The following is a 26,794-nucleotide window of genomic DNA, read 5'->3' as shown; positions in this document are numbered from 1 at the left end:
GTGCCGCGCCGCCGGAGGGGCGGCGCGGTCGGGGGTCAGCGGGTCCGGTTCTTGTAGGCGTTGATGGCGATCACCAGGAGCAGGAAGGCGCCCCAGATGAAGTCGATCAGGTGGTTGGAGAAGCGCAGGATCTGGAAGCCCGACGACAGCAGCATCAGCGCGATCACCGCGATCGAGACGCCCGCCACGGTGCCCTTGCCGCCGGCCGGATTGGTTCCGCCGAGCACGGCGATCAGCACCGCCTGCAACAGGTACGACGTGCCGTAGTCCGACTTCGCCGCGTTGGTGCGGCCCGACAGCATGATGCCGGCGATCGAGGCGAGGGTGCCGGTGAGCACGTAGCTCATGAAGACCATCTTCGCCCGGTCGAGACCGGCATAGACGGCGGCCTTCGGGTTGGTGCCGATCAGTTGCAGCGCCAGCCCGAAGGTGGTGCGCGTCAGCACGAAGGCGACCGCCAGGGCGATGAAGACGAACAGCACGAAGGGCACGGCGAGGCCGAAGATCTTGCCGTTGCCGATCCAGTCCCAGGCGGCAGGGAAGCCGACGATCGCCGGGCCGCCGGTCAGGACCAGCGCGATGCCGGTGAAGATCTGACCGGAACCGAGGGTGGCGAGGATCGGCGTCACCTTGAGGCGGGTGATGAGGAAGCCGTTGAAGGCACCCGCCAGCATGCCGACGCCCATCGACAGTCCGATGCCGCAGAGGATCCACAGGGTCTGGTCGCCGCCCGCCTCGGCGCCGCGGCCGATCATGCGGTGGAAGAAGAGGCCCGCGAGGATCGCCGAGACGTTGGCGATACCGATGATCGACAGGTCGATGCCGCCGGTCATCATCGCCACCAGCATGGCGATCGACAGCACGCCGAGCTCGGGGAAGAGATAGGTCAGGCTCTCGAAATTGTACCAGCGCAGGAACTTGTCGGGCGACAGCGCCGTCATCACGGCGAGGATCAGCACGACCATCACCAGCAGCTGGGCGATGTTGTTGTCGCGGTTGAAGAGCGAGCGGGGGTCGAAAGAGATCTTGTTCAAGGGGTCTCTCCTCGCTCAGGCCCGACGGCCGTGGTCGCGCCAGGCGCTGGCCGCGGTGGCGATGACGATGATCGATCCGACCACGACGAGCTGCCAGGTGGTGTCGACCTTCATGATGATCAGGCTGTTCTTGACCATGACCAGCATGAAGACGCCGAGCATGGTGCCGAGCACGCTGCCGCGCCCGCCGAAGATCGAGGCGCCGCCGAGCACCACGGCGGCGATGACCTCGAGGTCGGTGCCGACGAAGTCGCGCGGGTTGGCGAGCCAGATCATCGAGCAGTGGAGCAGGCCGGCGAAGCCCGCGAGCGCGCCCGCGAGGCAGTAGATGAAGAAGATCGTCTTCTTCAGGTCGAAGCCGACGCGGGTGGCCGCCTCCGCTCCGCCGCCGAGCGCGAAGATCGAGCGGCCGATCATCGTGTAGCGCAGCATCAGATGCACCGCGAGCGCCAGGGCGACGTAGATCAGGATCATCGCGGTCAGACCCGAATGGGTGCCGTCCGCCTTGGCGAGGGTGACGATCTCGGTCTTGGCGAAGTCGATCAGGACCGGCGGGAAGCGGTCGATGTTGATCATCGAGGTGCCGACCACGCCGAGCAGGAAGCCGCGCACCATCGAGCCGGTGCCGAGCGTCACGATCAGCGGGATCATCCGGAATTTCCAGACGAAGAAGGCGTTGATCGCGCCGCAGGCAGCCCCGATGGCGATCGCCATCAGGAACGGCACGAAGACGCCTTCGTAGCCGGTCGCCAACATCGCCTTGACGGTCAGATACATCGCCGCGACCGCGAAGGCCGGGAAAGAGACGTCGAAGCCGCCCGACAGCATCACCAGCAGGACGCCGAGCGCCATGATGCCGATGACGATGTTGGAGCGTAAGAGCGAGAACAGGTTGTCGATCTGCCAGAAGGCCGGATTGACGAGGCCGATGAGGATCATCGCGGCGATGAGAATGGCCGCGATGACGACCTCCGATCTATGGAAGAGAGCCATGGGTCACCTCACCGGAAGGACGTCAGGATGTCGGAGATCGCGTGCTCCGACGTCTCGGCGGTCTCGATCGTGTCGACGAAGCGGCCCCGATGGATCACCACGATGCGGTTGCAGTTCTGCACCAGCTCGAGGATGTCGTCGGAGATCATCAGCACCGAGACCCCGGTCTTCACCGCGAGGTCGCGGATGATGCGGTGGATCTCCGCCTTGGAGCCGACGTCGACGCCGACGGTCGGGCCGTTGAGGATCAGCACGCGGGCGTCGGTGAGGAGCCAGCGGGCGAGCACCACGCGCTGCTGATTGCCGCCGGAGAGCTGACCCACCGGCTTCTCGCCGGTCGGCGTGGCGATCTGCAGCGAGCGGATCGAGCCGGAGGCGAGTTCCGCCGCCTTCTCGCGGTCGACCACCGACCACGAGGCGATGCGGTCGTAGATCGTGGCGAGGATGTTGCGGTCGATCGACTGGGTGAGGAACAGGCCCTCGGTCAGCCGGTCTTCCGGCACATAGGCGATGCCGGCGTCGATCGCGGTCGAAACCCGGTCGAGCCGCACGTCCTTGCCGTCGACCAGCACCGAGCCGGTGTAGCCGGGCTCGAGGCCGAACAGCGTGTTGGCGACCTCGGTGCGCCCCGAGCCGAGCAGGCCCGAGAGGCCGACGATCTCGCCCGGCCGAATGGCGAGCGACAGATCCTCGTAGGCGCCGGGCAGCGTCAGGTTGCGGATCTCGAGGCGCGGCGGCACTTCCTCCGTCGGCGGCGTCCAGACGTAGCTCTGCGACGCGATGTCGTGGCCGGTCATGTGGCGGATGATCTTCGGCTCGTCGAACTCGGAGGTCGGCCCTTCGGCGACCTTCTTGCCGTTGCGGATGACCGAGATCCGTTCGGAGATCTCCAGCATCTCGCGCATCTTGTGGCTGACGAAGAGCACGGCGATGCCGCGGGACTGGATGTCGCGCACGATGCGGAAGAGGGTCTCGACCTCCTTGCGGGTGAGCGCTGTCGTCGGCTCGTCCATGATGAGGAGGCGCGGATCGGACATCAACGCGCGGGCAATGGCGACGAGCTGGCGCCCGGCTGTCGACAGATCGTCGACTTCCTTCGTCGGGTCGATGTCGACGCCGAGGCGTTCGATGGCTTCATCGGCGATGGACCGCACACGGCCCCAGCTGACCAGCCTGCGCTTGGCCTGGAGCTCGGTGTTGAGCGCGAGGTTCTCGGCGACGGTCAGGTTCCCGAACAGCGAGAAGTCCTGATAGATCACCTGGACGCCCTGGCGGATCGCCTCGATCGGGGTCAGATGCGGCAGATTGCGGCCGTTGATCAGGATCGAGCCGCCGTCGGGCCGATAGACCCCGGACATGATCTTGATGAGGGTCGACTTGCCCGAGCCGTTCTCGCCGGCGAGGCAGTGGATCTCGCCCGACCGTATGGTCAGCGACACGTCGTCGAGGGCGCGGACGCCGGAGAAGCGTTTCTCCACGTTGCGCAGGTCGAGGAAGACGTCGGCCGCGGCCGCCGGGGCAGGGGACGCCGGAGAGGCAGTGGGGAAGGGCATGGTGCTGACCCGCTTTCGAGTGGATGGGGCTCGGAAGAGGGAGGGCGTCGCGGACGACGCCCTCCGTATGGGGTCAGAAGTTGTAGTCGGCCATGTTGGCCTTGGTCACACCGACCCAACCGGCGCCGTAGAGCAGGTTCGGCGCGCCGCCGGCAGGCGTGGTCAGCTTGGTGTAGCCGGGCAGGCCGAGGTTGAGGCCGGCCTTGATCTCGCCGGCCTTCTTGGACAGCGCCATCGTGGCGACGACGTTCATGGCGTAGCCGGCGACCGCCGGATCCCAGAACTGGATGTACTGGATGTTGTCGTTCTTCAGGTACTGACCGGCGACGGAGACCAGGCCGGTGCCGGCGAAGAACAGCTTGCCGTTGAGGCCGCGTTCGGCGACCAGACGGCCGGCGCCGGCCGAGGTCGGCATCGGGCCACCGAGAATGCCCTTGAGGTCCGGATAGGTGGTCAGGACTTCCTTGAGCTTGGTGTAGTCGGTGTTGGCGTCGTCATAGGTCTCGAGCCGGGTCGTGACCTGCTGCATCTTCGGGAAGTGGGCCTTCTGGTACTCCACGCCGCCGTCGATCCACTCGTTCTGCGACTTGGAGGTCAGCGAGCCGACGGTGGCGACGTACTTGCCCTCGCCGCCCATGGCGGTGCCGAGCACTTCCATCAGCTTGGCGCCGTAGGCCTTGTTGTCGAAGGCTTCGAGCACGTAGTCGGCGTTCTTGATGTTCGAGGCCTCGTGGGCGACGACGACGATGCCGCGATCGCGGGCCTTCTTCAGGACGGGCTCGACCGCCTCGACCGAGAAGGGCACCACGCAGATGGCGTCGACGCCCTGCGCGATCAGGCTCTCGATGATCTGCACCTGGGCGGCCGCGTCGGCCTGGCTCGGTCCGAGCATCCAGGTGTCGTGGCCGGTGTCGGCCTTGAACTGCTTGATGCCGTCGCGCATGCGGTCGAACCACGCGATGCCGTCGACCTTGACGACGGTGGCGATGGTGAACTTCTTGCCGGTGGCGGAGGACACGATGTCCTTGCGGACCTGCGAGGTGTCGACGGGGCCGTTGCCGGCGGCGAAGGCGGAGCCGGCGACCAGCGCGGCGGCCGTCGCGACGGCGGCGATGAGCTTCTTCATGGCATTGTCCTCGTTTCTTGTCCCTGATGTCGATTCTTGATGTCAGACTTCCGAGAAAGGTAGAGCGGCTCGGGTCTCCTGTCGTCCGAGGGGGAGGGGATGGGGAAAGGGATCAGCCGGCGATGATCGCCAGGCTGGCGCTGGCGCCGATGCGCGAGGCACCGGCGGCGAGCATCTTCAGCGCGTCCTCGCGGGTGCGGACGCCGCCGGAAGCCTTGACGCCGATCTTCGGGCCGACCGTCCGGCGCATCAGCGCGATGTCCTCGGCGGTGGCGCCGCCGGTCGAGAAACCGGTGGAGGTCTTGACGAAGTCGGCCCCGGCCTCGACCGCGAGACGGCAGGCGGTGACCTTCTCCTCGTCGGTGAGGAGGCAGGTCTCGATGATCACCTTGAGGAGCGCCCGGCCGCTGGCGGCCTTGACGGCGGCGATGTCGGCCCGGACCCGGTCGGTCTCGCCGTCCTTCAGCGCGCCGACGTCGATCACCATGTCGACCTCGTCGGCACCGGCGGCGACCACCCAGGCGGTCTCGTTCGCCTTCACCGCGGTCGGGATCGCGCCGAGCGGGAAGCCGACGACCGAGCAGGTGGCGACGCCGGAACCCGCCAGCGCCTCGGCGACGGTGGGAACCCAGACGGGATTGACGCAGACGGAGAAGAACCGATTCTCACGGGCTTCGCGGCAGAAGCGCAGGACGTCGTCGCAACGCGCGTCCGGCTTCAGAATGGTATGATCGATGACACCGTGGAGGTCGGCTGCGGCGATGACCATGGGATTCTCCGGAGGACTGCGGCCATTCGGCCCATGTTTCGATTGTCACAAGCGGTGTTATCAGATTAACATTCTGTTGTGAAGACGCGTTCACGTGGAAGCTGGGGATGTCGCCGCGAGCGCCCGTCGCGGCACCGCTTCTCACCACCCGGGGCCCTGTCCCCGACCACCCCGAGATCCGTCGCGACGCGAAGGGCGCGCCACGACGATCGGACCGATCGGACGACGTGATGAGCCTGACCAGACCCCAGCGGATAGAGAGGATCTCCGAAGCGCTCGAGACGGCGGCATCGCTGCGGCTGAGCGACCTCGCAGGGGCCCTGGACGTCTCGGAAATGACCATTCGGCGCGACGTGGCGGCCCATCCGGAGCGCTTCAACTGCCACGGCGGCCACGTCATCGCCGCCCAGTCGACCGTCCCCAGCGCCGGTTACGTCTTCGATCGCGAGCGCGAGGCGCACGCGGCGGGCAAGCGCGCGGCCTGCGAGCTCGCCCTCGGCTTCATCGAGGCCGGCGACACGATCTTCATCGACTGCGGCACCACGACGCCACATCTCGCGCGGCGTCTGGGCGGCGTCGGCGAGATCACGGTGGTGTGTTACTCGATCAACATCGCAGAAGTGGTGCGACGGCTCGAAAACGTCTCGCTGGTGCTGCTCGGCGGCTTCTATCACCGCTCGTCCGCCTCGTTCGAGAGCCCGGAGGCCCTCGAAGTACTGAAGCGGGTGGGCATCAACAAGGCTTTCATCAGCGCCGGCGGGCTACACCCCGACCAGGGCGCGAGTTGTTCGAATTTTCACGAGGTCGCCTTCAAGCAGGAGGCGATTCGCCGCTCGATCGAGACCTATCTGGTGATCGATTCGAGCAAGTTCGACCGCGTCCGCTCGGCCTATTTCGCCGACATCGGCGACTTCGACGCGGTGCTGACCGATTCGAACGTCGACGCCGGCCTGCGCCGGCGGGTCGAGGAGAGCGGCGTCCGCATCGTCACCCGCTGACGTGCGACGTCCGGCGGCTCGTCGATCGCGGGCGAGGCGCAGGGGGTTCTCCGCCCAAAGAAAAAGGGTCTGTCTCGCGACAGACCCCGCTCTCGGCAACCAGACGAGTACCGAGCGAAGACCGTCCGCACGGACGGTCCTCGCCGATCACTCGCTCACGAGCAGCCGCTCGTGCTGCCGCAGGTGTCGCACTTCAGGCAGGTGCCGTTGCGCACCATGGTGAAGTTGCCGCATTCCGAGCAGTTCTCGCCCTCGTAGCCCTTCATCCGGGCTTCGGCGCGGCGGTCGGCGGCGGTCACCGGCTTGACCTCGGCGGAACCGGCCGTCGCCGGACGGATCTCGGCGGCGGCGTCCTGCTTCAGCGCCGTGGCGCCGAAGACCGCGTTGAGGGCGGTCACCGCCGACGTCGCCTGAGACACCGTGCCGGAGGGTTGGCCGGCGCTCGCCGGACGCGGCGAGCCTTCCACCACCTTCAGGCGCTCCGGGAGCTTGCCGCGGACGAGACCGCGGGAGATCGGCGTCTGCGGCTTCGCGGCTTCCCCGGTGCCGGACCCGACGGTCGTCGAGCCGAAGTCCTCGGGGTTGGCGTGGGCCAGATCGTGGCGACCGAGGTAGGAGACCGCCAGTTCGCGGAAGATGTAGTCGAGGATCGACGTGGCGTTCTTGATCGCCTCGTTGCCGATGACCATGCCCGCCGGTTCGAACTTGGTGAAGACGAAGGCGTCGACGAACTCCTCGAGCGGCACGCCGTACTGCAGGCCGACCGAGACCGCGATCGAGAACGAGTCCATCAGCGCGCGGAAGGCGGAGCCTTCCTTGTGCATGTCGACGAAGATCTCGCCGATGCGGCCGTCGTCGTATTCGCCGGTGCGCAGGTAGACCTTGTGGCCGCCGACGATCGCCTTCTGGGTGTAGCCCTTGCGGCGGTTCGGCATCTTCTCGCGTGCGCGGACGGTGCGCTCGACGATCCGCTCGACGATCCGCTCGGCCATCACCGTGGCGCGGCTCTGCGCCGGTTCGGACGAACGCATCGCCTCGATCGCGTCTTCCGCCTCGTCCTCGTCGTCGGCGATCAGCTGCGAGTTCAGCGGCTGCGACAGCTTGGAACCGTCGCGGTAGAGCGCGTTGGCCTTGAGCGCCAGACGCCAGGACAGCAGATAGGCGCTCTTGCAGTCCTCGACGGTGGCGTCGTTGGGCATGTTGATCGTCTTGGAGATCGCACCCGAGATGAAGGGCTGCGCCGCAGCCATCATGCGGATGTGGCTCTCCACCGACAGGAAGCGCTTGCCGGTGCGGCCGCAGGGGTTGGCGCAGTCGAAGACCGGCAGATGTTCGGCCTTCAGATGCGGGGCACCCTCGACGGTCATGGCGCCGCAGACGTGGATGTTGGCGGCCTCGATCTCGGCCTTGGGGAAGCCGAGCGCCGACAGCATCTCGAACGACGGGTCGTTCAGCTGCTCGGCGGTGAAGCCGAGGGTCTCGATGCAGAAGGCCTCGCCGAGCGTCCACTTGTTGAAGGCGAACTTGATGTCGAAGGCCGACTTGAGGCCGCCGGCGATCTTGGCGAGCGCCTCGTCGGTGAAGCCGCGCGCCTTCAGCGTCGTCGGGTTGATGCCCGGCGCCTGATCGAGCGTGCCGTGGCCGACGGCGAAGGCCTCGATCTCGGCGATCTCGCTCTCACGGTAGCCGAGAACGCGCAGCGCCGAGGTGACCGACTGGTTGATGATCTTGAAGTAGCCGCCGCCGGCCAGCTTCTTGAACTTCACCAGGGCGAAGTCGGGCTCGATGCCGGTGGTGTCGCAGTCCATGACGAGACCGATCGTGCCGGTGGGGGCGACGACGGAGACCTGGGCGTTGCGATAGCCGTGCTTCTCGCCGAGTTCGAGCGCCAGATCCCAAGCGCGCTCGGCGGCCTCGATCAGCGCCTTGTTCGGGCAGGAGGCATGGTCGAGCGGAACCGGGGAGACGGCGAGCTTCTCGTAACCGGTCGCCTCGCCGTGGGCGGCGCGACGGTGGTTGCGGATGACGCGCAGCATGTCGGCGGCGTTCGGGGCATAGCCCGGGAAGGGGCCGTGCTCGCCGGCCATCTCGGCCGAGGTGGCATAGGCGACGCCGGTCATGATCGCCGAGAGCGCGCCGCAGATCGAACGGCCTTCGGCCGAGTCGTAGGAGATGCCGGACGACATCAGCAGGCCGCCGATGTTGGCGTAGCCGAGGCCGAGGGTGCGGTAGTCGTAGGAGAGCTGGGCGATCTCCTTCGACGGGAACTGCGCCATCAGCACCGAGATCTCGAGCACCACCGTCCACAGACGGCAGGTGTGCTCGTAGGCGGCGACGTCGAAGCCGTTGTCGTCGGTGCGGTAGGGCAGGAGGTTGATCGAGGCGAGATTGCAGGCCGTGTCGTCGAGGAACATGTACTCGGAGCACGGGTTGGAGGCGCGGATCTCGCCGGACGCCGGGCAGGTGTGCCAGTCGTTGATCGTGGTGTGGAACTGGATGCCCGGATCGGCCGAGGCCCAGGCGGCGTGACCGATGTCTTCCCACAGGGCGCGGGCGTCGATGGTCTTCTTGATCTTGCCGTCGGTACGGCGGATCAGATCCCACTTGCCGCCGGTCTCGACCGCCTTCAGGAACGTGTCGGTGACGCGCACCGAGTTGTTCGAGTTCTGGCCGGCGACCGTCAGATAGGCCTCCGAATCCCAGTCGGTGTCGTAGATCGGGAAGTCGATGTCGGTGTAGCCCTGCTTGGCGAACTGGATCACCCGCTTGACGTAGTTCTCCGGCACGAAGGCCTTCTTGGCGGCGCGGATCTCGCGCTTCAGCGCCGGGTTCTTGGCCGGGTCGAAGCAGTCGTCGCCCGAGCCCGAGCAGTTGACGCAGGCCTTCATGATCGCCGAGAGGTGCTTGGCGACCGTCTTGGAACCGGTGACGAGAGCGGCGACCTTCTGCTCCTCCTTCACCTTCCAGTTGACGTAGGCCTCGATGTCGGGATGGTCGACGTCGACGACGACCATCTTGGCGGCGCGACGGGTGGTGCCGCCCGACTTGATGGCGCCGGCGGCGCGGTCACCGATCTTGAGGAAGCTCATCAGGCCCGACGACTTGCCGCCGCCGGCGAGCTTCTCGCCCTCGCCGCGCAGCCGCGAGAAGTTCGAGCCGGTGCCGGAGCCGTACTTGAACAGGCGCGCCTCGCGCACCCACAGGTCCATGATGCCGCCCTCGTTGACGAGGTCGTCGGCGACCGACTGGATGAAGCAGGCGTGCGGCTGGGGGTGCTCGTAGGCCGAGGCCGAGCGGACGAGTTCGCCCGACTGGTAATCGACGTAGAAGTGGCCCTGCGACGGGCCGTCGATGCCGTAGGCCCAGTGCAGGCCGGTGTTGAACCACTGCGGCGAGTTCGGGGCGACCAGCTGGCGGGCGAGCATGGCACGCAGTTCGTCGAAGAAGGCGCGGGCGTCCTCCTCACCGTCGAAATACTTGCCCTTCCAGCCCCAGTAGGTCCAGGTGCCGGCGAGACGGTCGAAGACCTGGCGGGCGTCGTGCTCGGAGACGAAGCGCTCGGCCTCGGGGAGGGCGGCGAGCGCGGCTTCGTCGGGCACGGAGCGCCACAGCCACGACGGCACGGTCTCTTCCTCGACGCGCTTCAGGCGCGAAGGCACGCCGGCCTTGCGGAAATACTTCTGCGCGAGGATGTCGGCCGCGACCTGGCTGAACGCCGCCGGCACCTCGATGCCGTCGAGCTTGAACACCACCGAGCCGTCCGGATTGCGGATCTCGGAAGTCGTGGTGCGGAACTCAATCGCCTGATAGGGCGACTGTCCTGCCGTCGTGTAGCGACGCTCGATGCGCATGTCTTCGATCCCCAGCCCGTCGTCGGTCGGCACGTCTGGGTGCCGCCGAACCCGTCTTCCCCGATGGCGGTTCGACCCGCCCGCTTCGCTCTCGCGACCGGTCTCCCGTCCGCGTCTTCCACCGGGGCGGATGGTGCCGCCTCGGTCCGATGATTCCCGGTGAATGGGAATATCTTGTGGCTACGGTCGTCGTAAATACCAAATATAGGGTTAACGACGCCTTTCGCACAGGGTCGTTCCGGAAGCTCCGGCGACCGAACGCACATCCCCGTCCCCCGTTTCCCGAAGGGGAGAACGTGGGCCGCGAGGGTCGAAACGCTGACGCTTTTTGAAGATCCGAGCCGGGTGGCGGGGAAACCCCGGACCGCTCGGTACCGAACCGAAACGACGCTAGTCCGAGTCCTCGGGGGGGTCAAGGACTTGGGGCAGGTGACGTTCCGTCGGCTAAATATGGTGTATGGCGGTGTGGAAAACGGGGACGAACGAAGGTCTGCGCGCAAGTGCCGACGGTGCCGAGGGAATTCGTTCCAATTCAAGTAAATTCACGGACGGCTCGGAAACGCGGTCTCGAGAACGGCATGTCAGTATCACTCCCGAGGGCCCGACGGATCGGGTGTGGGAGAATCGGTGACATGCGACAGAATCGAGCGATGGGGTGCGACCTGCGCGATCTCGACGTCGTCTTCGTCGACGACACGCGGCAGGACCAGGCCATCATGCGATCGATCCTGACGGGCGCTCGCGTGGGACGCATCCGCGGCTTCGCGTCCGCCGAGGAGGCCCATCACGCCATGTTGATGGAGCCGCCGCACGTCGTGATCACCGACTACGAGATGCCGGTCGCCGACGGGCTCGAGCTGGTGCGGTCGATGCGCGATCCGCGCGCCGGGCCGCTGACCGCGGTGCCGGTGATTCTGGTCGCCGGCACGCCGACCCGCAAGGTGGTCGAGCATTCGATCGCTCTCGGCGTCCATCACGTCGTCGCCAAGCCGCTGTCGCCGGTCGCCGTCCTGCGGCGGCTCGAGGCGATCGTACGCGACGCTCGCCAGTTCGTCCTCGACGAGATGACCGGCCGTTTCGTGCTGCAGGACTGCGACCGCCTGCTCGACGTCCAGCGCAAGCGCTGGAACGATCTGCTCGACGGCGTCAGGGCCTTCCCGAAGCGCCGCGATGCCGTGCCGCAGCGGCGCGACGCGCAGCCGCCGGTCGAGGAGGCGCTCGAGGAGCCGCGTCGTCGCGGTCCACTCCACGGGCTGGGCGCGCCGATGCGCCGCACGACGGGGGAACCCGTCGAAGGGGCGACTGGACAGCGGCTCGGACGCACGGCATAACGAGCGCGTCCGAGACGGTCTCGCGGGCGCGTGGCGCGCGTGCGAATCCTTATCCGTTTCGCCGAACAACGACCGCCCCCGTGCCGGGCGCCCTCCCGGGCGCATCGCGGGCCGGGGGCCGAGGGCGCGCCGATGAAGAAGCTGCTGTTGTTGATCCTCACCTGGTGGCAGGGCCAGACGGTCGGCGCCTGGTTGCACACCAAGCTTCACGGTGAGCTCGTCGGCGAGGACGAGGCCGGCAACAAGTATTATCGCACCAAGGGCGGCGCGATCGATCCGGGCCTGGGCTTCCAGCGCCGCTGGGTGATCTACAACGGCGAGGCGGAAGCCTCCAAGATCCCGCCGGGCTGGCACGGCTGGATGCATCAGCGCACCGACGTGCCGCCGTCCGAGGAGAAGGGCTACGCGCCCCATCCCTGGCAGAAGCCGCATCTGCCGAACCAGACCGGCACCGCGCATGCCCATCGCCCGCAGGGCTCGCTCCTCGGCAACGCCAAGCGCGCCGCCCAGGCCGGCGACTACGTGGCCTGGAAGCCGGAATGATCGGCGGGGGTCGGGGTTCCGCCTCGACTTCGCCACGAGACCGGTGCATCTCCATGGGCGTCCCTGCTTCGGCCGGGGCGCCTTCTTCGTCCTCGCGAGCCCCGTTCGATCCCGACATGACGCGTCGCCCGTCCCCTTCCGCCCGTCCGATCCTGCGCCGCCTCGTGCCGGTGCTGGCGCTGGGCGTCGCCCTCGTGCCCTCGCTCGCCGCGGCGCGCGACCTCGCGGCGCCGGCGCTGCCCGACGACGCCAACAAGATCGCCCAGCCGATCGCGGTCTTCTCCGGCCTCGACAAGATCACCGGGCGAATCATCTCCTTCGATGTGGCGATCGACGAGACGGTGCAGTTCGGCGCGCTGCAGGTGACGCCGCGTGCCTGCTACTCGCGGCCGCAGACGGTGGCGCCGTTGACCGATTCCTTCGTCGAGGTCGACGAGATCACCCTCGACAACAAGATCCGCCGCATCTTCTCCGGCTGGATGTTCGCCGACAGCCCCGGTCTCCACGCCGTCGACCACGCGGTCTACGACGTGTGGCTGACCGACTGCCACGGCGCCCCCGAGAAGGCCGCGGCTCAGGGCACACCCGCCGCTGCGCCGGGGGCTCCGGCCGCCAAGGCCGATGCCCCGAAGGCCGATACGCCCAAGAAGCCCGATGCGCCCGCTTCCGCGCCGAAGCCGCCGGCGGCGCCCAAGCCCGCCGCCGCCGCGCCGGTGCCGACGCTCGATCCGGCGAACCCGACGGCCGCCGTCGATCCGGCCGCCGCGCCGCCGAAGCCGCAACGTCCCAAGAAGCCGGCGCCCGCCGCCGTCGATCCCACGACCGGCGCGCCGATCCAGGCCGGTTCCGGCGCCGGTACCGCGCCGCGTTCGCAGCCGCCGTCGTCGGTGATCTTCCAGACGAACGACTGATACCGGACGTAGGACGTTTCGATCCTCGACTTCTGTTCGGCTTCACCCTGGAGGCGCCCGGCAACACCGTGCCACGGAGGGCGAAGTCACGACGGGGCCGTGCCTCACGAGGCTCGCTCACGCTCGCATCTCGGGATGAAGGGCCTCCGCGAAAGGCCCGCAAGGGTTCGGATTTCGTACGCGATGCTTCGAGACGCGTACCCGCGCTCGAACCGTCACAGGTCCGCGCCGTCCGCCTCGCCGAGGATCGCCGCCACCGCCGCCGCACCGGACGTCGGCTCGCCCGGCCGGCCGAAGCGGTGGAACGCGGCCACGACCGGGAGTGCCGCCGCCAGCCGCGCGCGGTAGGCGCGGCGAGGGATCTCGATCGCGCCGAAGCGGGCGAGATGGGCGGTGATGAACTGGGCGTCGAGCAGGACGAAGCCGCCGATCCTCAGGCGCGCCACCAGATGGACCAGCGCCACCTTGGAGGCGTCGGTCTCGCGGGAGAACATGCTCTCGCCGAAGAAGGCGCCGCCGAGCCTGACGCCGTAGAGCCCGCCGACGAGGTTGCCGTCGCGGCGGACCTCGACGGTGTGGACGTGGCCGCGGCGGAAGAGTTCGCCGTAGAGACGGCGGATCTCGGCGTTGATCCAGGTGCCCTCGCGCCCCGGCGCCGGGGCGGCGCAGCCCTCGATCACCGCCTCGAAGTCGGTGTCGCAGGTGACGGCGAAGCGCTCGGTGCGCACCGTGCGGGCGAGGCGGCGCGACAGGTGAAAGCCGTCGAGCGGCAGCACGCCGCGCTTTTCGGGCTCGACCCAGAAGAGCTCGGGATCGTCGGCGCTCTCGGACATCGGGAAGATGCCGCCGGCATAGGCGCGCAGCAGGAGATCCGGATCGAGGCGCGGCTCGGGCGGGCGCAAGGGCGTCACTCGCGAGGGGGATGGGAAAAGACCCCCGGCCGTCTCCGGTCGAGGGTCGCATTCGTCCGACGTCGCCGATCGATCAGTCGAAGGGCTTCGTCTCCAGGAACTTCTCCAGCCAATGGATGTCGTACATGCCGTTGGCGATGTCCTGGTTGTCGATCAGCTTGCGGAACAGCGGGATCGTCGTCTCGATGCCGTCGACGACGAACTCGTCGAGGCAGCGACGCAGCCGCATCAGGCATTCGACGCGGTTGCGGCCGTGGACGATCAGCTTGCCGATCAGGCTGTCGTAATAGGGCGGGATCCGGTAGCCCTGATAGACGCCGCTGTCGACGCGCACACCCAGACCACCCGGCGGGTGGTAGTAGGTCAGCAGGCCGGGCGACGGGGTGAAGGTCGCCGGGTTCTCCGCATTGATGCGGCACTCGATGGCGTGGCCCTTGAACTCGATGTCCGACTGCTTCACCGAGAGGCCGGCACCGGCGGCGACGCGGATCTGCTCGTTGACCAGATCGATGCCGGTGATCGCCTCGGTGATCGGATGTTCCACCTGCAGGCGGGTGTTCATCTCGATGAAGTAGAACTCGCCGTTCTCGTAGAGGAACTCGATCGTACCGGCGCCGGCATAGCCGAGGTCGGCGATCGCCTTCGAGCAGATCGAGCCGATCTTCTCGCGCGCCTCGGCGTTGAGGGCGGGGGAGTTCGCCTCTTCCCAGACCTTCTGGTGACGGCGCTGCAGCGAGCAGTCGCGTTCGCCCAGATGGATGGCGCCGCCCTTGCCGTCGCCGAGCACCTGCACCTCGATGTGGCGCGGGGTCAGCAGCAGCTTCTCCATGTAGACGGCGTCGTCACCGAAGGCGGCCTTGGCCTCGGAACGGGCGGTCTCGTAGGCCTCTTCGATGTCGTCGGCGGTCTTGGCGACCTTCATGCCGCGACCACCGCCGCCGGAGGATGCCTTGATCAGCACCGGGTAGCCGATCTCGGAGGCGAACTTCTTCGCCGCCTCGACCGTCTCGACCGCGCCGTCGGAGCCCGGAACGACCGGGATGCCGAGCCGCTGCGCGGTGCGTTTGGCCTCGATCTTGTCGCCCATGATGCGGATGTGCTCCGCCGACGGGCCGATGAACTTGATGCCGTGCGCCTCGACGATCTCGGCGAAACGGGCGTTCTCGGAGAGGAAGCCGTAGCCGGGGTGGACGGCCTCGGCGCCGGTGATCTCGCAGGCGGCGACCAGCTGCGGGATGTTGAGATAGCTCTCGGACGCCTTCGGCGGACCGATGCAGACGCTCTCGTCGGCGAGGCGGACGTGCATGGCGTCGGCGTCGGCGGTGGAGTGGACCGCCACCGTGCGAATGCCGAGCTCCTTGCAGGCGCGCAGCACTCTGAGAGCGATCTCGCCGCGGTTGGCGATCAGGATCTTGTTGAACATGGGGCCCCGCGCAGCTTTCGTCATTCGACGACGACGAGCGGCTCGCCGTATTCGACCGGGCTCGCGTCGTCGAACAGGATGGCGGTGACGGTACCCGACTTCGGCGCCGGGATCTGGTTCATGGTCTTCATCGCCTCGACGATGAGGAGCGTCTGACCTTCGCGCACCGTCGAACCGACCTCGATGAAGGAGGCGGCGCCCGGCGAGGGCGAACGGTAGGCGGTGCCGACCATCGGCGACTTCACGACGCCGGGGTGCTTCGACCAGTCGGTCTCACCCGTGGCGGCGGGAGCGGCGGCGGCGACCGGCGCGGCGGCGGCCGGCGCATGGGCCGGAGCGTGATGGGCCGGGGCGGCGACGGTGACGGGCGCCACCACCTGCACCGAACGCGAGACGCGGATCTTCAGGTCGCCCTGCGCCACCTCGATCTCGGAGAGATCGGTCTCGGCGATGAGATGCGCGAGATCGCGGATGAATTCGGTGTCGAAGGGTTTCTTGGGCGTGGCCATTGCTGGTCTTACTCGTCTCGGGTTCGAGTGGAGGGTGCCGCGTTTCGGGTCGCGACGATGCGAGCGAGCGCTTCGAGCGCCAACACGTATCCGTGGGTCCCCAGACCGCACAGGACGCCGGCCGCGACCGGCGAGACGTAGGAGTGGTGGCGGAAGCTCTCGCGCGCGAAGATGTTGGAGATGTGGACCTCCATCACCGGCAGCTCGACCGCCTTGATCGCATCGTGGAGCGCGATCGAGGTGTGGGTATAGGCGCCGGGATTGATGACGACGCCCGCGGCGGTGCCGCGAGCCTCGTGGAGCCAGTCGACGAGGGTGCCCTCGTGGTTCGACTGGCGGAACACGATCGAAAGGCCGAGCCGCTCGCCCGCCGCCCGGACCTCGGCCTCGACGTCGGCGAGCGTCGTCGATCCGTAGACCGCCGGTTCGCGCAGACCGAGGAGGTTGAGATTGGGGCCGTTCAGGACGAAGACGGTGTCGGGCATCTCGTGTTCCGGGCGGCGCCGATCGGAGATCGGCGGGCCTTGTGGGACGCGATCGACCGTCGACCGTCGTGCTCCGGGTGCTCGTCGAGCTTCCCCGAGGTCACGGACAGTCGCGCCGCGCGTCGCGCTTTATAGGCGCGGCCGGGCGCGGGAACAAGGCCCCGCCCGATTCCCGCATCCGATCGTCCCCAGGGGCTGCGTCGTCAGCACTTCTTGGTGGTGGCGCAACGCGCCTCGGCGACGCGGGCCTGCAGTTTGGACAGGCCGATCGCACCCGGCACCACGTCGGTGCCGACGACATAGGACGGCGTGCCGGAGAGGCCGAGCTTGCCGGCCAGCCCGTAGACCTCCTGCAGCGTCGCCTCGACCTCGGCGTCGCCGAGCGCCTTCTCGACCGCGGCGGCGGAGAGGCCGGCACCGGTGGCCGCCTCCATCGCCTTGGTCTTGTCGGCCTGACCGCGCGCCGAGAGCAGGCGCTTGTGGAACTCGAGATACTTGTCCGGGGCGATGCGGTTGACCGCGACCGCCACCTTCGCCGCCTCGGTCGAGCCGGGTCCGAGGACCGGGAACTCCTTCAGGACGATGCGGACGTTCGGATCCTTCTCGATCAGCGACAGCATGTCGGGCAGCGCGCGCTTGCAGTAGCCGCAGTTGTAGTCGAAGAACTCGACCACGGTGACGTCGCCCTTGGGATTGCCGAGCACGACCTGACGCGGGCTGTCCCACAGCTGCTTGGCGGCGGAGGCGATCGTCGCCTTCTGCTCGGCCGCCTGGTTCGCCGCCTGCTTGGTCTCGAGCGCCTGGATGGCTTCCGCGATCACTTCCGGATTGGCGATGAGATACTCGCGCACGATCTTCTCGACCGCGGCCTTGTCGAGCGGCGCCTCGGCCCGGGTCGCGACCGGCGCGGCGAGGCAGAGGAGGGCGGCGACGCCGGCGAGGAGAGTGCGCTTGATCGTCATGAAGTGTCGGTCCTCGTGGGCGCGCGTATGGCCGCGCGGAAACGTGCGTGCGGAATCGCTTTCCTCCTTATAGGGGAGCGGCCCGGCGAGACGAAGGCGCGCGGCGGCGAAATCCGTCACGATGTCGCGAGTGCGCGCCCCCGGTCGACGCAGATCGGTCGCGCGTCGGCGGTGCTTGCGGGGAAGGCACCCGCCGCGCCATCCTGCGCCCATCGACGAGGATCCCGCGCCATGACCACTTCGCAGACCGTCATCCTTCAGGCCACCTCCGTCAATCCCGACTTCGACGCCCGTCTCGCCACGCTCGGCGACGTGGTGCGCGGCTGGACCGACGAGGGCAGGGCGCGGCTCCCCACCGTCGCCGGCGAGGTCCGCATCGCCGTCACCTCGGCGCTCGGCGGCTTCGACGCGGCCGCCATGGCGGCCCTGCCGAAGCTCGAGGCGATCGCCAACTTCGGCGTCGGATACGACGCGATCGACACGGCCCATGCCCGCGCCCACGGCATCGCCGTCTCCAACACGCCGGCGGTGCTCGACGACTGCGTCGCCGATCTCGCCTTCGCCCTCGTCCTCGACACGATGCGCGGCACCGTCGCCGCCGACCGCTTCCTGCGCGCCGGCGGCTGGCTGACCGGCCGCTTTCCGCTGGCGACGCGCGTCTCGGGCAAGAAGCTCGGCATTCTCGGCCTCGGCCGCATCGGCAAGGTGCTGGCGCGGCGAGGCTCCGGCTTCGACATGGAGATCGGCTATCACAATCGGAAGCCCGATCCCTCCGTCGCCTACACCTATCTTCCCGACCTCGTATCGCTTGCGCGCTGGGCCGACGTGCTCGTGCTGCTCTGCCCGGGTGGCGAGGCGACGCGGGGGATCGTCAACGCCGAAGTGCTCGAGGCGCTGGGGCCGAAGAGCTTCCTCGTCAACGCCGCCCGCGGCAGCGTGGTCGACGAGCCGGCGCTGATCGCGGCGCTGAAGGCCGGTCACATCGCCGGGGCGGGTCTCGACGTCTATGCCGACGAGCCGAACGTGCCGGCCGAGCTGATGACAATGGAGAACGTCGTGCTGTTGCCGCACGTCGCCTCCGCGACGGTCGAGACGCGGCGGGCGATGGCCGACCTGACGCTCGCCAACGTCGAGAGCTGGATCGCCACGGGCACGCTGAAGACGCCGATCCCGGAGTGAGGTGCAAGCCGGGCGGACTTCGGCTAGAAGGACCTCCTCTCGCCACAGGAGCCGCCGATGTCGCCGTTCATGCCGTCCGCCCGTTCGCAGGTCGCGCCCTTCATCGCCATGGAGGTGCTGGCGGCGGCGGTGGAGCGCGAACGCGCCGGCCATCGGGTCGTCCACATGGAGGTCGGCCAGCCCGGTGCCAACGCACCCTCGCCGGTGATCGCGGCGGCCAAGCGCGCCCTCGACGGGCGCCTCGGCTACACCGAAGCCCTCGGCATCCGCCCGCTGCGCGAGGCGATCGCGGCGCACTACGCCCGGACCTACGGCGTCGAGATCGCGCCCGACCGGGTGGCGATCACCGCCGGTTCGTCGGGCGGGTTCAACCTCGCCTTCCTCGCCGCCTTCGCGCCGGGCGCGCGCGTCGCCATGCCGACGCCGGGCTATCCCGCCTATCGCAACCTGCTCGCCGCCCTCGGGCTCGAGGCGGTGGAGATCGAGTGCGGTCCCGAGACGCGCTGGGCGCTGACGCCGGAGATGCTGCGCAAGGCGCATGCGGAAAAGCCGCTCGCCGGCGTCCTCGTCGCCTCGCCGGCCAATCCGACCGGCACGATGTACACGCCTGAGGCGCTCGACGCGCTGGTGCGTGCGAGCGACGATCTCGGCCTGTGGTTCATCTCCGACGAGATCTATCACGGCCTCGTCTACAACGGCGCCCAGGCGACGGCGCTGACGTCGAGCCCGCGGGCGATCGTCGTCAACTCCTTCTCCAAGTACTACTGCATGACCGGTTGGCGCATCGGCTGGATGGTGATGCCGGAGGTTCTGGTCAAGCCGATCGACCGGCTGGCGCAGAACCTGACGCTCTCCAACAACGAGATCTCGCAGCGCGCGGCGCTCGCCGCCTTCGATCCGGCCTCGACCGCCGAGCTCGACGTGGTCAAGGCGGGATACGCCGCGAACCGCGCCTATCTGCTCGAGCACCTGCCGCGGCTCGGCTTCGACGACCTGCTACCGGTCGACGGGGCGTTCTACGCCTATGCGAGCATCCGCCGCTTCTCCAACGACAGCCTCGACTTCGTCCGTCGCATGCTGAAAGAGGCCGGGGTCGCGGCGACGCCGGGGCCGGACTTCGACGGTCATCGCGGTCACGGCTACGTCCGCTTCTCCTTCGCCGGCACCATGGCCGACATGAAGGAAGCGGTGGAGCGCATGGGGACGTGGCTGCCGAAGATCGGGTGAGGGCAGAGGGGCGCGTTCACGCCCGCGCCGTCTTCGGCCCGGCGAGCACCGCCACAGTGCCGATCACGAGGCAGGCCGCACCGACGGCGAAGAGCGCGAGGTACGACCCCGTCGCCGCCAGCAGGCGCGAGAAGGCAAGCGCTCCCAGCGCCTGGACGCAGGCGAAGGCGGCGGTCGCCAGGGCCCAGGCATGGGCGTGGCGGGCGGGGCCGGCGAGTTCGCCGGCGCGACCCGAAGCGAGCAGGGCGCAACCCGGCGTCAGGGCACCGACCACCATCGAGGATATGGCCAGAGCGACGAAGCCGTTCGCGACGAGCGGCAGGGCGACGCCGGCCGCCTTGATCGCGAGGCCCCCGGCGAGCGCGGTGCGGAAGCCGAAGCGGTCGGCGGCGCGGCCGGCCAGCATCGGCCCGGCCATGGCGCCGAGGCCGAAGAAGGTCCACTGGAGGCCGCCGGCAGCGAGGCCGCGGCCGAGATCGCGGGCGATCCAGTCGACCCAATAGACCGTGTGCGGCACGAAGCCGGCGGCGTCGGTGCAATAGGCGAAGGCGAAGAGCAGGAAGCCCTTCGGCAGGCCCTTGTCGTGCGGCGCGGCCGGGGCGACGGGCACGTCGGGCCAGGCCCGCCAGGTGAGGGCCGCGAGCAGGCCGGCGACGAGCGCGAGCACGCCCCAGGTGACGGCGACGCCGGCTTTCGCCAGGAGCGGCACGACCGTGCCCGAGGCGGCGATGCCGAGGCCGATGCCGGTGAAGACGATGCCGGCGACGGCACCGCGCTTGGCCGGATCGGCGAAGCGGAGAACGGTCGTCGGCGCCACCACCATCAGGATCGCCCCGCCGACGCCGGCGCCGAAGCGGGCGAGACCGAGGACCACGGCGCCGAGCGGCACCATGCCGGCGGCGAGCGACAGGGCGGTGGCGATCATCGTCAGCCGCAGCGTGGCGCGGGTGCCGAAGCGGCGGGCGAGCGGGGCGCCGAGGATGGCGCCGGCGAGGTATCCGGCGAAATTCGCCGCCGCCAGCGGCCCGGCGCCGGTCGGATCGATCCAGCCCTCGCCGATCAGCCCGGGCACCAGCGCGGTATAGGCGAAGCGGCCGAAGCCGAGGCCGACGAGCAGCGCGGCGAGACCGGCGGCGGAGCGGGGGGAGAGGACGGGGTCGCCGGTCGACAAGGAGCATCTTTCGCGATGTGCGGGAAGGTCAGGCTCCGACATGGGGCGGCGGCCACGCAAGTCCAGTTCCGCGAACAACGGGGCGGGGTGCCGTCGGCAGACGGGAGAATGGCGGGAGGCCGTGCGCGATGCTTCGAGACGCGGGCCTTCGACCCGCTCCTCAGCATGAGGCGGTTTTTGTTTTCGATACAAACACATACGCCTCATGCTGAGGAGGGCCGCCATCGGCGGCCCGTCTCGAAGCATCACGCACCCGATTCCGGCGCCCCGTGCTTCGTCCGAAACGAAAAGGGGCCCTCGCGGGCCCCTTCCGAAGTCTCGAACACGCCGACCGCAGCCTCACCCGACCACGAATTTCGCCGCGATCTTCTCGGCGTCGCCGTGGCCCGTCGGGGCCGCGCCGTAGGCGCCGCGGTCGCCCTTGAAGAAGATGCCGGTCGCCATCTCGGCGCCGCCGAGGATGGCGGCGGTGGCGGCGGCGCGGTCGGAGGTGGTCGTCACCACGTTGCGCTCGATCGTCTTCTTCCACTCCATCTCTTCCGGGCGGAAGGTGATGCAGGGCGACAGCACCTCGACGAAGGAGAAGCCGGGGTGGCGCACCGCCTCGACGATCATGTTCGCGAGCGGCTTGACGTCGAGGGCGAAGCCGCGGGCGACGAAGTTGGCACCGGCGGCGAGCGCGATGGCGAGCGGCGAGAAGGGCTTCACGCCGGTGCCGCCGGGGGCGGCGTCGCTGTCCCAGTCGGCTTCGGTCGTCGGCGACGGCTGGCCCTTGGTCATGCCGTAGACCCGGTTGTCCATGACGATGTAGGTCAGGTCGACGTTGCGGCGACAGGCGTGCAGGAAGTGGTTGCCGCCGATCGAATAGCCGTCGCCGTCGCCGCCGACCGTGATCACCTGGAGATCGGGCCGGGCGAGCTTCAGACCCGTCGCCGCCGGCAGCGCGCGGCCGTGGACGCCGTGGAAGCCGTAGGCGGTCGTATAGGCGGGAAGCCGCGACGAACAGCCGATGCCGGAGACGACGACCACCTCGTGCGGCGGCCGGCCGAGCTCGGCGAGTGCGCGCTGGAGCGACTGGAGGACGCCGAAGTCGCCGCAGCCCGAGCACCAGATCGGCTCGACCGAGGACTTGAAGTCCTTGAGGGTGAGGGCCTGCGACGGGCAGGCGTGGGGCGTTTCGTGCACGGTCATTCGGCGGCCTCGGCGGTCGGCTGGGCGAGATGGGCGACGATCTCGGCAGGGCGGAAGGGGGCGGGACCCGGACGGGCGAAGCTCTCGGCCAGCGAGGGCAGCGCGCGTTCGCCGAGCAGATGGCGGAAGAGCTGGCCCGAGGCGTTCTGCTCGATCACCACGACGCGGGAAGTCCCCGCGAGCGCGGCGCCGAAGGGCGTCTTCTGCAAGGGCGAGAGGAGCCGCAACGCGACGACCTTCGTCGGCTTGCCCGCGGCGGTCAGGCGGCGCGCCGCCTCCTTGGCCGGGCCGACGGTCGAGCCGAAGGCGACGAGGGCGACGGGTGCGTCGGCCGGGCCGTAGACCTCGCCCCAGTCGTCGCCCCAGTCGAAGTTCTCGAGCTTGCGCAGGCGCTTGTTCAGCTGGGCGACGTGGTCGGCGGCGGAATTGGAGGGATGGCCGCTCTCCTTGTGGGAGAGGCCGTCGGCGACCCACTGGGTGCCGGGGCGGCCGGGGGCGGGCATCGGCGAGACGCCGCTCTCGGTCAGGGCGTAGCGGCGGAAGTCGACGCCGTCGGCGAGCGGTTCCGTCACGCGCTTCAGCGGCGTCGGGCGCTTTTCGGGGATGTCGATGATCGCCTGAGTCTGGCCGATCGACTGGTCGGAGAGCAGCATCACCGGGGTCTGCAGCGCCTCGGCGACGTGGACGGAGCGTTCGGTCGTGGCGGCACAGTCGGCGATCGACATCGGCGCATAGACGACGCGGGGGGCGTCGCCCGGCGTGCCGCGCAGCGCGATGTCGAGATCGCCCTGGTCGGACTTGGTCGGAATGCCGGTCGAGGGGCCGACGCGCATGACGTCGACGATCAGCATCGGCAGTTCGGCGGCGATCGCCAGACCGATGGTCTCGACCTTCAGCGCGAGGCCGGGGCCGGAGGTGATGGTCATGGTCGGCACGCCGGCGAAGGAGGCGCCGCAGCACATGTTGATGGCTGCGATCTCGTCTTCGGCCAGCACGACGCGGCCGCCGTGTTCCTGCATCTCGACCGCCAGCCATTCGGTGACTTCGGTCGCCGGCGTGATCGGGTAGGCGGCGACGAACTCGATGCCGCCGCGCAGCGCGCCGAGGCCGACGGCGTCGTTGCCCGAGCAGAGCCAGAGCGGTCGGCGGGTGCCTTCCGGCAGCGCGAAGGAGGCGCCGGTCGCGGCGAGGGCCGCGGCACCGGCACGGGCGCCGGCGAGCGAGGCGGCGACCGCCTTCTCGCCCTTGGCGCCGATCTGGGCGCGCACGCCCGCCTCGATGTCGGCGTCGGCGAGACCGGCGAGACCAGCGGCGATGCCATAGCCCACCATGTTGAGGCGACCGCCCTCGACCGAGGCGGCGATCTCGGCGATCGGCAGCACGACGATGCGGGCGCCGGTCGCGGCGATCACCGGCGGCACGTCGCCCGCCTTGGGATCGGAGAAGACGATGCTGTCGGCGTCGAGCGGGATCTCGGGGGCGAAGCGGTCGATGTTCTGCCAGTCGAACGCGATCAGCGCGTCGAAGCGATCGGGCTGTGCCTCGATCGGATCGAGGCCGATCTCGATCAACGCCGCCGCCTCGCCGCCGCGCACCTGGGCGCCCGAGAGCTTGGTCATCAGGCCGTGGAGGCCGGCCCGGGCGGCCGTCGCCAGCAGCGTGCTGCCGGCGGTGATGGCGCCGGTGCCGCCGCTGCCGGCGATCACGATGGCCATCGACTTGCGCGTCTTCGACATCGACAACGATCCTCAGCTGGGCCGTCGGCCCGATATGGTCACTTTCGTTCCGGCGGAGCCGATTTTCCGCGTCCGCCGCCGAACCGTCTCGCACGAGGCGGCGGGGGGCTTCTTTGACATGGAACAAGAACGCGCCCGCATATTACACATTTTGCATGAAACTTTCAGCCGAGAGCAGCCGCCCTCGAGCCCGAGGGTTCACGTTTCGGTGTGCGGCGGGGACCGCGTTCAGATTCGGTCAACCAATCGATCAGATGGTAGCGCGCGCCGGCCAGAGATTAACGACTTCTTGATTCGATCCGTCGAATGTTCGGCACTCGATCGTCTTTCCACGAAGGCGGGCAGGCGCGGCGCCTCTCCGTCGACCGCAGGGATATCGTCATGTCGCTTTCCAAACTCCGCATGCGCCTCCTGGCGTCCGGTCTTCTGGCGGGTACGGCCGGTCTCCTCGGTGGATGTTCGTCGGGCAGCGTGTCGCATTTCGATTCCGACTACGTCTCGCCGATCGCCGCGACCCCGGCGCCGCAGCCGATCGTTCCGGTGTCGAGCACCGGTGGCCCCGCCCGACGCACCATGCCGCTCCTGCCGCCGGTTCCGGGCGAGGAGGCCTCGCACGGTCTGCCGCCGGTGTCGGTCGCCTCGCTGTTGCCTCCGGAGCACTGAGCGGAACGCGCCGCGCCGTCGGTTCTCACCGCAGCCTCTTCGCGCCATCGTCGCGACGTGATAGGTCGATCCGGCATTCACGACCGCCGAGGGACGATTGGCCGATCTCCGCTCCATCACGACGACCGCAGCCCGTACGGGCCTGACGATCGTGCGCCGGATCCTGTGCGGCGCGCGGCATGTCCTGCGCCGGCCGGCCGTGCCGTTCCACGGCGCCATGCCGGCGATCGAGCGGCCGAGCGTGGTGCTGGCGACCGGCCTCGTCGCGGCGCTCGCCGCCATCAAGATCTTCGATCCGCTGATGCGCCATCGCCCGGTGCCGACGCCTGGCGGCTTCGTCTACGGCGTGCTCGACTTCTTCACCTCCTTCGGTGAAGGCGTCGAGCTGCTGGTCGGTTCGGGCGTGCTGGTGATCGCGCTGGCGATCCTCGGCGGACTGCGTCTGCCGCGCGTACTGAAGCCGCGGCTCTTCGAGGCGGCGGCGACGTTCGGTTTCGTCTTCGTCGCGGTCGCCGGCTCCGGCATCGTCGCGGCGCTGGCCAAGAACCTGTTCGGCCGGGCACGACCGGAGCACCTCGTCGGCGATGCCGTCTTCCAGATCCACGACGCGGTCTTCGCCGCGAAATGGGCGGCCTTCCCCTCGGGTCACGCCACCACGGCGGGGGCGAGCGCGGTCGTGCTGGCGCTGCTTTTCCCGCGGATCCGCCGCCTCGCGCTCGGGCTCGGCGTCGCCATCGCGCTGACCCGGATCGGGCTCGGTGCGCATTTCCCGTCGGACGTCATTGCCGGCTTCGCGCTCGGGGCTGCCTTCACGCTCGCCTGCGCGCATGCTCTGGCGACGCGCGGACTGGTCTTCCTGCACGATCTCGACGGCAATCTCGTGCCCCGGCCGGACACCAGCCCGGCCGGATGGTTCGATCTGCTCGAGGATCTCCTCGAAGCACTCCGGCCTCAGCCGAGGTGAGCGGCGATCCGGTCGAGCCCGCGGGCGAGATCGGCCTTCAGATCTTCGACGTCCTCGAGGCCGATCTGCAGACGGATCAGCGGACCGGCAGCCTTCCACGGCACCGCCGTGCGGATCGACGTCGGCTCGGCGAGGATGGCGAGGCTCTCGAAGCCGCCCCACGAGTACCCCAGCCCGAAGAGCTCGAGCCCGTCGAGCAGCAGACCCACCGTCTCGAAGGAACAGGGCTTCAGCTCGAAGGCGAAGAGCCCCGACGAGCCGGCAAAGTCGCGCTTGAAGACGGCGTGATCGGGATGCGACGGCAGGCCCGGATGGAGCACGCGGGCGACTTCCGGCCGGGTCTCGAGCCAGGCGGCGAGGGCGAGCGCGCTCTCCTGATGACGGGCGAGACGCACGGCCATGGTGCGGGCGCCACGCAGCGCCAGATACATGTCGTCCGGCCCGGTCCACAGGCCGAGGTCGCCGTGGGTCGACTTGACCTGTTTCCAGGCACGCGGGCCGCAGGCGATGGTGCCGATCAGCGCATCGGAATGGCCGACGACATACTTCGTCGCCGCCATGATCGAGACGTCGACGCCGTGGTCGAGCGGCTTGAAGAACAGCGGCGTCGCCCAGGTGTTGTCCATCAGAACGATCGGGCGGTCGTCGCCGAGACCGTCCAGCGCACCGGTGATCGCCGGGATGTCGGGCATCTCGAAGGTGAGCGAGGCCGGGCTCTCGAGGAAGACGGCGCGGGTGTTCGGCCGGACGAGGTCGACGATGCTCGCGCCGACATGGGCGTCGAAATAGGTCGTCTCGACGCCGAAGCGCTTCAGGATACCGTCGAGGGCGTTGCGGGTCGGGCCGTAGACGCCGTCCATCGCCAGAACGTGATCGCCGGCGGAGAGCACCGACAGCAGGGCGGTGGCGCAGGCCGAGGCACCCGACGGGGTCAGCACGGTGCCGACGGCGCCCTCGAGATCGGTGATCAGGCCCTCGAGGCTCTCCGAGGTCGGCGTGCCGCGACGGCCGTAGGTGTAGCGCGCCGGCTTCTCCGACTTGCCCTTCATCTGGGCAACACTGTCGAAGAGCACGGTGGAGGCGTGGATCACCGGCGGATTGACGAAGGGGCTACCCTCGGGGCGACCACCGTGGGTGAGGCGGGTGGCGGGGGAAAGAGACGCGGCGTGATCCCGAGGGGCGCCCTCGGGTGACTGATTCCGGCTGTCGCGCATGGGAAGGTCCAATTGTTCTCCCCGGGGCGGGGAAGCGTAAATTTTTTGCA

General features: G+C 68.9%; 23 protein-coding genes. 8 read left to right on the top strand and 15 right to left on the bottom strand.

What is annotated here, in order from left to right; all coding sequences use genetic code 11:
- Positions 1-35: 35 nt before the first annotated feature.
- From ACT53U_RS01520 to deoC, 5 genes are all read right to left on the bottom strand, one after another.
- Complete coding sequence (locus ACT53U_RS01520; RefSeq protein WP_476152154.1) at positions 36-1,034, bottom strand: ABC transporter permease; 999 nt, start codon at positions 1,032-1,034, stop codon at positions 36-38.
- 15 nt (positions 1,035-1,049) lie between these two features.
- Positions 1,050-2,027 (bottom strand): ABC transporter permease, encoded by a 978-nt coding sequence (locus ACT53U_RS01515; protein ID WP_476152152.1) that lies wholly within the window; start codon positions 2,025-2,027, stop codon positions 1,050-1,052.
- 8 nt (positions 2,028-2,035) lie between these two features.
- Positions 2,036-3,580: a sugar ABC transporter ATP-binding protein gene (locus ACT53U_RS01510; RefSeq protein WP_476152150.1), complete on the bottom strand. Its 1,545-nt coding sequence runs from the start codon at positions 3,578-3,580 to the stop codon at positions 2,036-2,038.
- A gap of 73 nt (positions 3,581-3,653) precedes the next feature.
- A complete protein-coding gene (locus tag ACT53U_RS01505) occupies positions 3,654-4,706 on the bottom strand; it encodes a substrate-binding domain-containing protein (protein ID WP_476152148.1) in 1,053 nt (350 codons plus the stop codon).
- 112 nt (positions 4,707-4,818) lie between these two features.
- Positions 4,819-5,475, bottom strand: coding sequence for a deoxyribose-phosphate aldolase (gene deoC, locus ACT53U_RS01500; RefSeq protein WP_476152147.1), 657 nt, complete (start codon positions 5,473-5,475; stop codon positions 4,819-4,821).
- A gap of 230 nt (positions 5,476-5,705) precedes the next feature.
- On the opposite strand from deoC, the gene ACT53U_RS01495 reads away from it, so the two are divergent.
- Positions 5,706-6,473 carry a DeoR/GlpR family DNA-binding transcription regulator gene (locus ACT53U_RS01495; RefSeq protein WP_476152145.1) on the top strand — a complete coding sequence of 256 codons (768 nt, stop codon included), beginning with the start codon at positions 5,706-5,708 and terminating at the stop codon, positions 6,471-6,473.
- A 155-nt stretch (positions 6,474-6,628) separates the two neighbouring features.
- On the opposite strand, the gene ACT53U_RS01490 is transcribed toward ACT53U_RS01495, so the two are convergent.
- The gene (locus tag ACT53U_RS01490) at positions 6,629-10,324 is read right to left on the bottom strand and encodes a vitamin B12-dependent ribonucleotide reductase (RefSeq protein WP_476152143.1); all 3,696 of its coding nucleotides are present in this window, start codon (positions 10,322-10,324) and stop codon (positions 6,629-6,631) included.
- A gap of 632 nt (positions 10,325-10,956) precedes the next feature.
- On the opposite strand from ACT53U_RS01490, the gene ACT53U_RS01485 reads away from it, so the two are divergent.
- The 3 genes from ACT53U_RS01485 (at position 10,957) to ACT53U_RS01475 (ending at position 13,109) form a co-directional block, all read left to right on the top strand.
- Positions 10,957-11,655 (top strand): response regulator, encoded by a 699-nt coding sequence (locus tag ACT53U_RS01485; protein WP_476152141.1) that lies wholly within the window; start codon positions 10,957-10,959, stop codon positions 11,653-11,655.
- A gap of 132 nt (positions 11,656-11,787) precedes the next feature.
- Entirely contained in the window at positions 11,788-12,198 is a 411-nt protein-coding gene (locus ACT53U_RS01480; RefSeq protein WP_476152140.1) for an NADH:ubiquinone oxidoreductase subunit NDUFA12, read from the top strand.
- A gap of 116 nt (positions 12,199-12,314) precedes the next feature.
- A complete protein-coding gene (locus ACT53U_RS01475; protein WP_476152139.1) occupies positions 12,315-13,109 on the top strand; it encodes a DUF2155 domain-containing protein in 795 nt (264 codons plus the stop codon).
- A gap of 215 nt (positions 13,110-13,324) precedes the next feature.
- Here ACT53U_RS01475 and aat read toward each other — a convergent pair whose 3' ends face one another.
- The 5 genes from aat to ACT53U_RS01450 all read right to left on the bottom strand — a co-directional run bounded on the left by aat (position 13,325) and on the right by ACT53U_RS01450 (position 17,399).
- Positions 13,325-14,020 (bottom strand): leucyl/phenylalanyl-tRNA--protein transferase, encoded by a 696-nt coding sequence (aat, locus tag ACT53U_RS01470; protein ID WP_476152137.1) that lies wholly within the window; start codon positions 14,018-14,020, stop codon positions 13,325-13,327.
- A 73-nt stretch (positions 14,021-14,093) separates the two neighbouring features.
- Positions 14,094-15,443: an acetyl-CoA carboxylase biotin carboxylase subunit gene (gene accC / locus ACT53U_RS01465; RefSeq protein ID WP_476152135.1), complete on the bottom strand. Its 1,350-nt coding sequence runs from the start codon at positions 15,441-15,443 to the stop codon at positions 14,094-14,096.
- A 20-nt stretch (positions 15,444-15,463) separates the two neighbouring features.
- Positions 15,464-15,952 (bottom strand): acetyl-CoA carboxylase biotin carboxyl carrier protein, encoded by a 489-nt coding sequence (gene accB, locus ACT53U_RS01460; RefSeq protein ID WP_476152133.1) that lies wholly within the window; start codon positions 15,950-15,952, stop codon positions 15,464-15,466.
- An 8-nt stretch (positions 15,953-15,960) separates the two neighbouring features.
- Positions 15,961-16,437: a type II 3-dehydroquinate dehydratase gene (gene aroQ, locus ACT53U_RS01455; RefSeq protein WP_476152132.1), complete on the bottom strand. Its 477-nt coding sequence runs from the start codon at positions 16,435-16,437 to the stop codon at positions 15,961-15,963.
- 203 nt (positions 16,438-16,640) lie between these two features.
- Positions 16,641-17,399, bottom strand: a complete 759-nt coding sequence (locus ACT53U_RS01450) for a DsbA family protein (protein ID WP_476152130.1) — start codon at positions 17,397-17,399, stop codon at positions 16,641-16,643.
- Between the two features lie 231 nt (positions 17,400-17,630).
- Between ACT53U_RS01450 and ACT53U_RS01445 the strand changes: the two genes are divergently transcribed.
- Entirely contained in the window at positions 17,631-18,578 is a 948-nt protein-coding gene (locus ACT53U_RS01445; RefSeq protein ID WP_476152128.1) for a 2-hydroxyacid dehydrogenase, read from the top strand.
- A gap of 57 nt (positions 18,579-18,635) precedes the next feature.
- Positions 18,636-19,805 carry a pyridoxal phosphate-dependent aminotransferase gene (locus ACT53U_RS01440; RefSeq protein ID WP_476152126.1) on the top strand — a complete coding sequence of 390 codons (1,170 nt, stop codon included), beginning with the start codon at positions 18,636-18,638 and terminating at the stop codon, positions 19,803-19,805.
- A gap of 16 nt (positions 19,806-19,821) precedes the next feature.
- On the opposite strand, the gene ACT53U_RS01435 is transcribed toward ACT53U_RS01440, so the two are convergent.
- The 3 genes from ACT53U_RS01435 to ACT53U_RS01425 form a co-directional block, all read right to left on the bottom strand.
- Positions 19,822-20,976 (bottom strand): YbfB/YjiJ family MFS transporter, encoded by a 1,155-nt coding sequence (locus ACT53U_RS01435; RefSeq protein ID WP_476152124.1) that lies wholly within the window; start codon positions 20,974-20,976, stop codon positions 19,822-19,824.
- A gap of 339 nt (positions 20,977-21,315) precedes the next feature.
- The gene (locus ACT53U_RS01430) at positions 21,316-22,167 is read right to left on the bottom strand and encodes a 2-oxoacid:ferredoxin oxidoreductase subunit beta (RefSeq protein WP_476152122.1); all 852 of its coding nucleotides are present in this window, start codon (positions 22,165-22,167) and stop codon (positions 21,316-21,318) included.
- Positions 22,164-23,903, bottom strand: a complete 1,740-nt coding sequence (locus tag ACT53U_RS01425) for a 2-oxoacid:acceptor oxidoreductase subunit alpha (protein WP_476152120.1) — start codon at positions 23,901-23,903, stop codon at positions 22,164-22,166. Before ACT53U_RS01425 ends, ACT53U_RS01430 begins: the two co-directional genes overlap by 4 nt.
- 381 nt (positions 23,904-24,284) lie before the next feature.
- Here ACT53U_RS01425 and ACT53U_RS01420 point away from each other — a divergent pair, with 381 nt between their 5' ends.
- Together ACT53U_RS01420 and ACT53U_RS01415 are read left to right on the top strand one after the other, a co-directional pair.
- Positions 24,285-24,566 (top strand): hypothetical protein, encoded by a 282-nt coding sequence (locus ACT53U_RS01420; protein WP_476152119.1) that lies wholly within the window; start codon positions 24,285-24,287, stop codon positions 24,564-24,566.
- Positions 24,567-24,663: 97 nt separating this feature from the next.
- A complete protein-coding gene (locus ACT53U_RS01415; protein ID WP_476152118.1) occupies positions 24,664-25,530 on the top strand; it encodes a phosphatase PAP2 family protein in 867 nt (288 codons plus the stop codon).
- On the opposite strand, the gene metC is transcribed toward ACT53U_RS01415, so the two are convergent.
- On the bottom strand, positions 25,518-26,744 hold the full coding sequence (gene metC, locus ACT53U_RS01410) for a cystathionine beta-lyase (RefSeq protein ID WP_476152116.1): 1,227 nt from the start codon (positions 26,742-26,744) through the stop codon (positions 25,518-25,520). The two genes, ACT53U_RS01415 and metC, sit on opposite strands and share 13 nt — an antisense overlap.
- Positions 26,745-26,794 lie beyond the last annotated feature (50 nt).

Source organism: Pinisolibacter sp. DMC19, from assembly GCF_056313985.1.
Note: the sequence above shows the minus strand (reverse complement) of the source record. Positions and strands in the feature narration are given on the sequence as shown.

Bases quoted from the DNA above. Each gene is read 5' to 3' on its own strand.
- ACT53U_RS01450 (WP_476152130.1), bottom strand. From the start codon at position 17,399: ATGACGATCAAGCGCACTCTCCTCGCCGGCGTCGCCGCCCTCCTCTGC.
- ACT53U_RS01475 (WP_476152139.1), top strand. From the start codon at position 12,315: ATGACGCGTCGCCCGTCCCCTTCCGCCCGTCCGATCCTGCGCCGCCTC.
- deoC (WP_476152147.1), bottom strand. From the start codon at position 5,475: ATGGTCATCGCCGCAGCCGACCTCCACGGTGTCATCGATCATACCATT.
- ACT53U_RS01485 (WP_476152141.1), top strand. From the start codon at position 10,957: ATGCGACAGAATCGAGCGATGGGGTGCGACCTGCGCGATCTCGACGTC.
- ACT53U_RS01430 (WP_476152122.1), bottom strand. From the start codon at position 22,167: ATGACCGTGCACGAAACGCCCCACGCCTGCCCGTCGCAGGCCCTCACC.
- accC (WP_476152135.1), bottom strand. From the start codon at position 15,443: ATGTTCAACAAGATCCTGATCGCCAACCGCGGCGAGATCGCTCTCAGA.
- ACT53U_RS01510 (WP_476152150.1), bottom strand. From the start codon at position 3,580: ATGCCCTTCCCCACTGCCTCTCCGGCGTCCCCTGCCCCGGCGGCCGCG.
- aroQ (WP_476152132.1), bottom strand. From the start codon at position 16,437: ATGCCCGACACCGTCTTCGTCCTGAACGGCCCCAATCTCAACCTCCTC.
- ACT53U_RS01425 (WP_476152120.1), bottom strand. From the start codon at position 23,903: ATGTCGAAGACGCGCAAGTCGATGGCCATCGTGATCGCCGGCAGCGGC.
- ACT53U_RS01490 (WP_476152143.1), bottom strand. From the start codon at position 10,324: ATGCGCATCGAGCGTCGCTACACGACGGCAGGACAGTCGCCCTATCAG.
- ACT53U_RS01420 (WP_476152119.1), top strand. From the start codon at position 24,285: ATGTCGCTTTCCAAACTCCGCATGCGCCTCCTGGCGTCCGGTCTTCTG.
- ACT53U_RS01440 (WP_476152126.1), top strand. From the start codon at position 18,636: ATGTCGCCGTTCATGCCGTCCGCCCGTTCGCAGGTCGCGCCCTTCATC.
- accB (WP_476152133.1), bottom strand. From the start codon at position 15,952: ATGGCCACGCCCAAGAAACCCTTCGACACCGAATTCATCCGCGATCTC.
- ACT53U_RS01495 (WP_476152145.1), top strand. From the start codon at position 5,706: ATGAGCCTGACCAGACCCCAGCGGATAGAGAGGATCTCCGAAGCGCTC.
- metC (WP_476152116.1), bottom strand. From the start codon at position 26,744: ATGCGCGACAGCCGGAATCAGTCACCCGAGGGCGCCCCTCGGGATCAC.
- ACT53U_RS01445 (WP_476152128.1), top strand. From the start codon at position 17,631: ATGACCACTTCGCAGACCGTCATCCTTCAGGCCACCTCCGTCAATCCC.
- ACT53U_RS01480 (WP_476152140.1), top strand. From the start codon at position 11,788: ATGAAGAAGCTGCTGTTGTTGATCCTCACCTGGTGGCAGGGCCAGACG.
- ACT53U_RS01505 (WP_476152148.1), bottom strand. From the start codon at position 4,706: ATGAAGAAGCTCATCGCCGCCGTCGCGACGGCCGCCGCGCTGGTCGCC.
- ACT53U_RS01515 (WP_476152152.1), bottom strand. From the start codon at position 2,027: ATGGCTCTCTTCCATAGATCGGAGGTCGTCATCGCGGCCATTCTCATC.